General features: G+C 66.0%; 9 protein-coding genes. 3 read left to right on the top strand and 6 right to left on the bottom strand.

Annotated elements, in window-relative coordinates; all coding sequences use genetic code 11:
• Positions 1-833: 833 nt before the first annotated feature.
• Both rplM and rpsI read left to right on the top strand, forming a co-directional pair.
• A complete protein-coding gene (gene rplM, locus AAFN89_RS02400; RefSeq protein ID WP_347535503.1) occupies positions 834-1,292 on the top strand; it encodes a 50S ribosomal protein L13 in 459 nt (152 codons plus the stop codon).
• 2 nt (positions 1,293-1,294) lie between these two features.
• The gene (gene rpsI, locus AAFN89_RS02395; protein ID WP_347535501.1) at positions 1,295-1,780 is read left to right on the top strand and encodes a 30S ribosomal protein S9; all 486 of its coding nucleotides are present in this window, start codon (positions 1,295-1,297) and stop codon (positions 1,778-1,780) included.
• A gap of 91 nt (positions 1,781-1,871) precedes the next feature.
• Here the strand turns inward: rpsI and AAFN89_RS02390 are convergent, their stop codons facing one another.
• From AAFN89_RS02390 to AAFN89_RS02370, 5 genes are all read right to left on the bottom strand, one after another.
• Positions 1,872-2,780 carry a winged helix-turn-helix domain-containing protein gene (locus AAFN89_RS02390; RefSeq protein ID WP_347535499.1) on the bottom strand — a complete coding sequence of 303 codons (909 nt, stop codon included), beginning with the start codon at positions 2,778-2,780 and terminating at the stop codon, positions 1,872-1,874.
• A gap of 163 nt (positions 2,781-2,943) precedes the next feature.
• Positions 2,944-3,459 carry a hypothetical protein gene (locus AAFN89_RS02385; RefSeq protein WP_347535497.1) on the bottom strand — a complete coding sequence of 172 codons (516 nt, stop codon included), beginning with the start codon at positions 3,457-3,459 and terminating at the stop codon, positions 2,944-2,946.
• Between the two features lie 37 nt (positions 3,460-3,496).
• Positions 3,497-4,240 (bottom strand): sulfite exporter TauE/SafE family protein, encoded by a 744-nt coding sequence (locus tag AAFN89_RS02380; RefSeq protein WP_347535495.1) that lies wholly within the window; start codon positions 4,238-4,240, stop codon positions 3,497-3,499.
• 12 nt (positions 4,241-4,252) lie between these two features.
• Positions 4,253-4,597: an antibiotic biosynthesis monooxygenase gene (locus tag AAFN89_RS02375; RefSeq protein ID WP_347535493.1), complete on the bottom strand. Its 345-nt coding sequence runs from the start codon at positions 4,595-4,597 to the stop codon at positions 4,253-4,255.
• Positions 4,594-4,926, bottom strand: coding sequence for an NIPSNAP family protein (locus AAFN89_RS02370; RefSeq protein ID WP_347535491.1), 333 nt, complete (start codon positions 4,924-4,926; stop codon positions 4,594-4,596). Before AAFN89_RS02370 ends, AAFN89_RS02375 begins: the two co-directional genes overlap by 4 nt.
• A 76-nt stretch (positions 4,927-5,002) precedes the next feature.
• Here AAFN89_RS02370 and AAFN89_RS02365 point away from each other — a divergent pair, with 76 nt between their 5' ends.
• Positions 5,003-5,683, top strand: coding sequence for a winged helix-turn-helix domain-containing protein (locus tag AAFN89_RS02365; RefSeq protein WP_347535489.1), 681 nt, complete (start codon positions 5,003-5,005; stop codon positions 5,681-5,683).
• A 103-nt stretch (positions 5,684-5,786) separates the two neighbouring features.
• Here AAFN89_RS02365 and AAFN89_RS02360 read toward each other — a convergent pair whose 3' ends face one another.
• Positions 5,787-6,782: an LLM class flavin-dependent oxidoreductase gene (locus AAFN89_RS02360; protein WP_347535487.1), complete on the bottom strand. Its 996-nt coding sequence runs from the start codon at positions 6,780-6,782 to the stop codon at positions 5,787-5,789.
• Between the last annotated feature and the right edge of the window lie 26 nt (positions 6,783-6,808).

Genomic DNA, 6,808 nt, shown 5'->3' with positions numbered 1-6,808 from the left:
GGTTGGTGCAAGACGAGCGGGAAGGGGCCAGGCCAGCATACGGTCTACCGATCGGGCGACCTCGAATCCAACGGCCTCCTTCCCGCTCCCATCATAGCAACCATCCAACACACAGGAATCCATGGATCCTTGCCGCTTCACCGGCGGCGAAGGAACAGATGCGATGCGGGCAGCCTCGACGCCCCATGGATGCTGAACCAAGTCCAGCATGACGACAATTGATGAGGTGGCGATCCAGGCTACGTCCCCCGGCAGAGCGCAATGACCTGATTTTCGCAAGACAGGAGAGACGATCCATGCCGAACGCTCATGCCGCCGCCGGTATGACGACGCCTGCGCCGCTCAGCCCTTCCGGTCGCGCCCGGATTCCCGCGGCGGCGGTTCGCCGGCTTCCTTCTTCCGCCTTCCTTTACCATCGCTGGCTCCGCGCGAAGATATCCAGGCCGGCGGGTCGCTGGCGGGAAAACTCTCCTTCGACGCCTCGTCGACAGCGTCGTCGGGCGGGTTGGGCTTTCGTGATCTGTCGGGTGGGCTGACCATCGGGCTCCTCCAGTTCACGGGTCGGGCAGTATCAAGGGTCGAACCCGTATCCTTGCGCCCTTGAACCGGAACAGCCCAGCCGGATCAGGAGTTCCCCCGCGAGGGAGAGACCGAAAGTTCCGTTATATGGGGTATCTCAATACCTCAACCCTAAGTCTCCGGTTTTAAGGCGCTTTTCCGCTTGACGGCGCGGTCTGGCGTCGGTACACCCACGCCCTCGGATCGGCGCCCTGGTAGGGGTTTGGCCGGTCCTTCGTTTTCGACCCCGAAGGGGTGATCCCAAGAGGGCAGTGATGAAGACCTATTCCGCCAAACCGGCCGAGGTTGAGAAGAAGTGGTTCGTGGTCGACGCCGAAGGCGTCGTCCTTGGCCGCCTCGCCAGCCTGGTCGCCATGCGCCTGCGCGGCAAGCACAAGGCCATGTACACCCCGCACATCGATTGCGGCGACCACATCGTCGTCATCAACGCCGAGAAGGTCCACCTGACCGGCCGCAAGCGGGAAGACGACATCTTCTACTGGCACACCGGCTATGCCGGCGGCATCAAGGGCCGGTCGAAGGGTGAGATCCTGGACGGGAAATATCCCGAGCGGGTGATCCAGAAGGCCGTGGAGCGCATGGTCCCGCGCGGCCCGCTCGGCCGCGACGTGATGCGCAACCTGAAAGTCTACGCCGGTTCGGCGCACCCCCACGAGGCCCAGAAGCCCGAGGTGCTGGACGTCGCGTCGATGAATCCGAAGAACAAGAGGTAATCATGGCCGAGACGCAGACTCTGTCCGATCTCAAGGACCTCGGTCAGGCCTCCGACATTGCGCCGGAAGCCGTCGAACCGCGTGAGCAGAAGCTGGACGCCCAGGGCCGCGCCTACGCCACGGGCCGCCGCAAGGACGCCATCGCCCGCGTCTGGGTGAAGCCGGGCTCCGGCAAGGTCGTCGTCAACGGCCGGGAGCAGGAGGTCTATTTCGCCCGCCCCGTGCTGCGCATGATGATCAGCCAGCCCTTCGAGATCGTTGAGCGGCTGAACCAGTACGACGTCTACGCCACGGTCACCGGCGGCGGGCTTTCGGGCCAGGCCGGCGCGGTGCGCCACGGCATCAGCCGCGCGCTGGTGAATTTCGAACCCATGCTGCACACCACGCTGAAGGCCGGCGGGTTCCTGACCCGCGACAGCCGCCAGGTGGAGCGCAAGAAGTACGGCAAGCGCAAGGCCCGCCGGAGCTTCCAGTTCTCCAAGCGCTGACCTGCCTTCCGGCTCCGGCCGACACGAGAAAGGGCGTCCCTCGCGGGACGCCCTTTTTGTTTGTGTTGGCGGAAGCTACCGGCCATTGCCGCTATCCGAAGAAATCCTCATCAACCTTCTTGAGGTGCAGAATCTCTTCGTCACGGCACCCGACATTGTATCGGATCATCAAACGACTGAGTTGAGGCCCGTCGATCAGCACGATGCGAGAGCCCAAATCTCTCGCCGTCTGAATGGCCGAAGGGCTGAATAGGGAGGTCGTGACGAAAATTCCCTTATGGGCTTTCTTCAAGCTCAACGCCCCGAAGAAGTCGCGGATCGCGCCCGCGCCGATCACGTTGCCGTCGGCGTAGCGCTTGGCTTGAAGATATATTTGGTCAATGCCCAGCGGGTCCTGGTCGATAACGCCGTCTATTCCGCCATCACCGCTCCTGCCTAACGCGCGGCCGGCATCTTCCGACGTCCCGCCATAATCCATCGCGAGGAGGAGTTGGACGATCAGGTACTCGAAGAATGCCGGAGATGCCTCCCGGACCCGATCCAGAAGCTCCTCGGATAAAGCTGTGTTTATCCGCTGATGAGCTTCGCGGAGAACTTCATCCGGCGTGGCGGCGCTGGCTAGTTCCTCGGTCGGCGCGATATCCTCCAGATCAGTCTCTCGTGTGCGATTCTGGAACGCTTTGAACTCATCGAATTGTTCAAGAAATGTCTTGTTGATCTGGTTGCCGGCATCGGCCAGCGCCGCTTTTCCCCGGTCGGTGATCGTGAAAAAGCCTCGTCGCGTTGGTTTCACGAGGCCTCCTTGTTTCAGGTAGCTTTTCGCCCAGTGAACCCGGTTGGCGAAACGGGTCTGCTTGCCGCTTGGCAGCAGCTCGATTCGCTCTTCGTCGGTCAGGTCGAACTGATCGGCCAGCACGTCGATCAGATCGCCAATGCGTATTTCACCGTCGCGTGAACACTCAAGGACGGGGCGCATGAGGGTTTGATAATCAGGGATCATCGCCGTGGTTGCTTCTGTCGGCCGTCAGGTGCGGCGGTTTGCGGAACGCATTGGGACTCCGACGCAGCATAGGCAATGAGGGTTGTGCAGGCGACCGGTTATTATCGGCGGATAACACGCTTGCGGTCGGCATGCCCGCGCGCCGGGACCCGGCGACTTGCACCTACTCAGCCGCCGTCACCACCCGCCCAACCGTAAACATCATGATCTCCTCCGCCGTGAAGCCTTCGCCGTCGGAATGGCCGAGCACCACGCCTTCCGCCGTCGCCACGCCGTCGGTCACGTCGAACCCGCCGATCAGCCCGGCGACGGGGGCGCTGAGGCAGGTGTAGTTCAGCCGCTTGCCCTCGAACGCCAGGGTCGCGCCTTGGCCGGCGGAAGGGCACTGCGCGCCGTCCGCCAGCTCCACGCGCTCGATCGGGAAGGACAGCGTTTCCGTCCCGCCGTCCCGGTCGGCCAGTTCGACCGTCACCTCCAGTTCCCCGATATCCAGCCGCCGTACCGCCCGCCCGTCCAGCGTGCAGGCCTCATCCGCCCGGCACGCCGTGCCGTCTGGAAGCTCGATCATCGTGGCGGCTGCCGTCGCCATGCCGGGCGAGGGCTTCGGCGGGGCCGCGCAGGCGACGAGAGCGGCGAGCAGGCCGAGAGCTGGCAGAAGGGCTGTCGAAGGGGAGGGCATCGGGCTGTCTCCATCGGCGGGGCAGGGTCCACGAACCCTACATCATCGACCGCAGCACGATGTAGCCCCCCAGCGCCAGCAGGGAGAGGAAGAAGACGCGCCGGAACAGCGCGTCGGGCATCCGTTTCCGCAGGTGCTGGCCGGCGATCATCCCGGCGACGGCCGGCAGGATGGCGAGGATCGAGGCCAACCCCAGCTCCGCCGTCAGCAGCCCGTTGCCGCCCAGCGCGACGGCCAGCGCCAGCGCGGAGGCGGCGAAGAGCATCCCCATCGCCTGGATCAGCATGTCCCGCCCCAGCCCGATCGCCTGGAGGTAGAGCACTCCCGGCACGACGAACGATCCCGTCATTCCCGTCAGCAGGCCGTTGATCGTCCCCAGCGCCGGGCCGGCCCAGACCTCACGCCCCGGCGGGACCACGATCTTAACGCCGGTCAGGCTCATGGCCGCATAGAGGATGAGCAGCGCCCCCAGCATCGCCGACAGCAGCGCCACATCGATACGCGTCAGCGCCAGAGCGCCGATCCACACCGTCCCGGTCGCCAGCGCCAGGAACGGCCATGTCCGCCGCAGCACGGCGCGCCCATGGCCTCCCGCCAGCGCCTGCCACAGATTAGTCGCCAGCGACGGCGCCAGAAGCAGCGCCATGGCCTGCGGCAGGCCGATAGTCGCCGTCAGCACGGCGAGGCTGACCGTCGGCAGGCCAAGGCCGACCACGCCCTTGACCGCGCCGGCCAGGAAGAAGGTCGCCCCGACCAGCGCCAGCGTTTCGATTTCATGCATGAGGGGAGGGGCCTACCCGTGCGCCTTGCGGCTGTCGTCCGGCGCCTCGGCCCGCTCATCCATGCCGTAATCCCGCATCACGCCTGCGAGCCTCAGCCGATAGTTCCCGAAGACCTCGCTGCGCCCCCTGGCCTGCGCCGCCCGGTGCAGGCCGGTTGTCCGCCAGGCTTTCACCGCCTCCTCGTCGCGGAAGAAGGAGAGGGACAGCATCTTGCCGGGCTCGCTGATGCTCTCGAACCGCTCGACGGAGATGAACCCGTCGATGGCCTCCAGATGCGGGCGAAGCTCCGCCGCGATGTCCAGATAGTCGCCCTTGCGGTCGCCGTTCGGCCAGACTTCGAAAATGACGGCGATCATGGGCGGACAAGCTCCGAATGGGGTGCGGAGGCCAGCTTGAGGAACAGCCTGTCCTCCCGCAACAGGAACTTCTCCGCTTGCGCGAACTCGTAATTCTCCCGGCCCAGCGGGTCGGCCGCCAGTCGCGCGCGATAGGCCTCATAGGCCGCCAGGCTCTCGACAGTGTAGACGCCGTAGGCGGTGGTGCTGGACCCCTCGTGGGGCGCGAAATAGCCGATCAGATCGGCCCCGCAGCGCGGGATCGCCTGCCCCCAGTTCCGCGCGTATCGCTCGAACTGCGCCTTCTTGAACGGGTCGATTTCATATCGGATGAAAACCGTGACCGACATCTTTCAATCTCCTGCTTGATGACGGGAAGGATCATGCCCCGTTGCGCGGGCAGGATGCTTCGATTAACATCGAACTATGAAAACAGGCCCCGACATTGCCCTCGTCGCGTCGCTGGTCGGCGACCCGGCGCGGGCGAACATGCTGACGGCGCTGATGAACGGACAGGCGCTGACGGCGACCGAACTCTCCCAGGAAGCAGGCGTCACCGTCCAGACCGCCAGCTCCCATCTCGCCAAACTGCATGATGGCGGGCTGGTGGAGGTGGCGAAGCAGGGGCGTCACCGCTACTACCGCCTTACCGGCCCGGACGTCGCGCTGGTTCTGGAAGGGCTGATGGGACTGGCCGAACGCGCCGGCCTCCGGCGCGTCCGCACCGGCCCGAAGGACCCGGCGCTAAGGCAGGCGCGGGTCTGCTACGACCATCTGGCCGGCGATCTCGGCGTCCGCATGTTCGACAGCATGGTCGGGCGCAAGCTGATCCGGGAAGGAGAAGCGGAGATCGACCTGACGCCAGGCGGAAAGGATTTCCTCGCGGAATTCGGCGTCGAACTGGCTCCGCTCTCCGGCGGCGCCCGCCCGCTCTGCAAGACCTGCCTGGACTGGAGCGCCCGCCGCAGCCACCTCGCCGGCGCCCTCGGCGCCGCCATCCTGGACCGGCTCTACGCGCTGGGCTGGGCAAAAAGGGAGCCCGCCTCCCGCATCGTCCGCTTCACCCAAGCCGGCCAACGAGAGTTCGAGACGCTGTTCCCGGCTTAGAAACGCCCCTCACCCAACCCTCTCCCCGGCGGGGCGAGGGCTACCAACTTACCCTCGCCCCTCCGGGGAGAGGGAGGGACCCGCGAAGCGGGAGGGTGAGGGGTTAAGCCGCCAGCTTCTCCCGCGCGCCCGCCGCGATCTCGAACGACCGCAGCCTCGCGGAATGGTCGAAGATGTGGCCGCTGACGATCAGTTCGTCCGCGCCCGTCCTTGCGACGAACTCCTCCAGCCCATGCCGGACGGTCAGATCAGTCCCGACGAAGGAGCAGGCGAGCGCCCGGTCCACGCCGGCCTTCTCAACTGGCGAGCAATAACCGTCGATATCGTCGATTGGCGGCGGCAGGCGTCCGGGCATGCCGCGCCGCAGATTGACGAAGGATTGCTGGAGCGAGGTGAACAGCCGTCGCGCCTGCTCGTCGCTGTCGGCGGCGATCACGTTCACCCCCAGCATCGCATAAGGCTTGCGCAGCCTGTCGGACGGTTCGAACCGGCTGCGATAGATCTCCAGCGCCTCCATCATCGCGTCCGGCGCGAAATGGGAGGCGAAGGCGAAGGGCAGGCCCAGCATGGCCGCCAGCTCCGCGCTGAACAGGCTGGACCCCAGCAGCCAGAGCGGCACCCGGAGGCCGGCCCCCGGCACGGCGCGAATCTTCTGGCCCGGCGCCGGCTCCTCGAAATAGGCGCGCAGCTCCAGCACGTCCTGCGGGAAGCGGTTGGCGCTGTCCGCCATATCGCGGCGCAGCGCGCGGGCCGTCATCATGTCGGTCCCGGGCGCGCGGCCCAGCCCAAGATCGATGCGGCCGGGATGCAGCGTCTCCAGCGTCCCGAACTGCTCCGCCACCACCAGCGGCGAATGGTTGGGCAGCATGATGCCGCCGGAGCCGACGCGGATCGTCTTCGTGCCCCCGGCGACATGGCCGATGACCACCGCCGTCGCCGCGCTGGCGATGCCCGTCATGTTGTGGTGCTCGGCCAGCCAGAACCGGTGATAGCCCAGCTTCTCGGCGTGTCGCGCGAGATCCAGCGAGTTGCGCAACGCGTCGCCGGCCGTCGATCCCTCCACGATGGGCGAAAGGTCCAGAACGGAGAAGGGAATCATTGGGCGCGGTCTCCAGCAGACGGGGG

It is taken from the genome of Inquilinus sp. CAU 1745, from assembly GCF_039839375.1.
Taxonomy (GTDB): domain Bacteria; phylum Pseudomonadota; class Alphaproteobacteria; order DSM-16000; family Inquilinaceae; genus JBDOQU01.
The sequence above is the reverse complement of the archived record's forward strand: the minus strand, read 5'-3'. Positions and strand labels throughout refer to the sequence as shown.

Coding starts and splice junctions, on each gene's coding strand:
- AAFN89_RS02375 (WP_347535493.1), bottom strand. CDS start 4,597: ATGATCGCCGTCATTTTCGAAGTCTGGCCGAACGGCGACCGCAAGGGC.
- rpsI (WP_347535501.1), top strand. CDS start 1,295: ATGGCCGAGACGCAGACTCTGTCCGATCTCAAGGACCTCGGTCAGGCC.
- AAFN89_RS02390 (WP_347535499.1), bottom strand. CDS start 2,780: ATGATCCCTGATTATCAAACCCTCATGCGCCCCGTCCTTGAGTGTTCA.
- rplM (WP_347535503.1), top strand. CDS start 834: ATGAAGACCTATTCCGCCAAACCGGCCGAGGTTGAGAAGAAGTGGTTC.
- AAFN89_RS02385 (WP_347535497.1), bottom strand. CDS start 3,459: ATGCCCTCCCCTTCGACAGCCCTTCTGCCAGCTCTCGGCCTGCTCGCC.
- AAFN89_RS02360 (WP_347535487.1), bottom strand. CDS start 6,782: ATGATTCCCTTCTCCGTTCTGGACCTTTCGCCCATCGTGGAGGGATCG.
- AAFN89_RS02380 (WP_347535495.1), bottom strand. CDS start 4,240: ATGCATGAAATCGAAACGCTGGCGCTGGTCGGGGCGACCTTCTTCCTG.
- AAFN89_RS02370 (WP_347535491.1), bottom strand. CDS start 4,926: ATGTCGGTCACGGTTTTCATCCGATATGAAATCGACCCGTTCAAGAAG.
- AAFN89_RS02365 (WP_347535489.1), top strand. CDS start 5,003: ATGAAAACAGGCCCCGACATTGCCCTCGTCGCGTCGCTGGTCGGCGAC.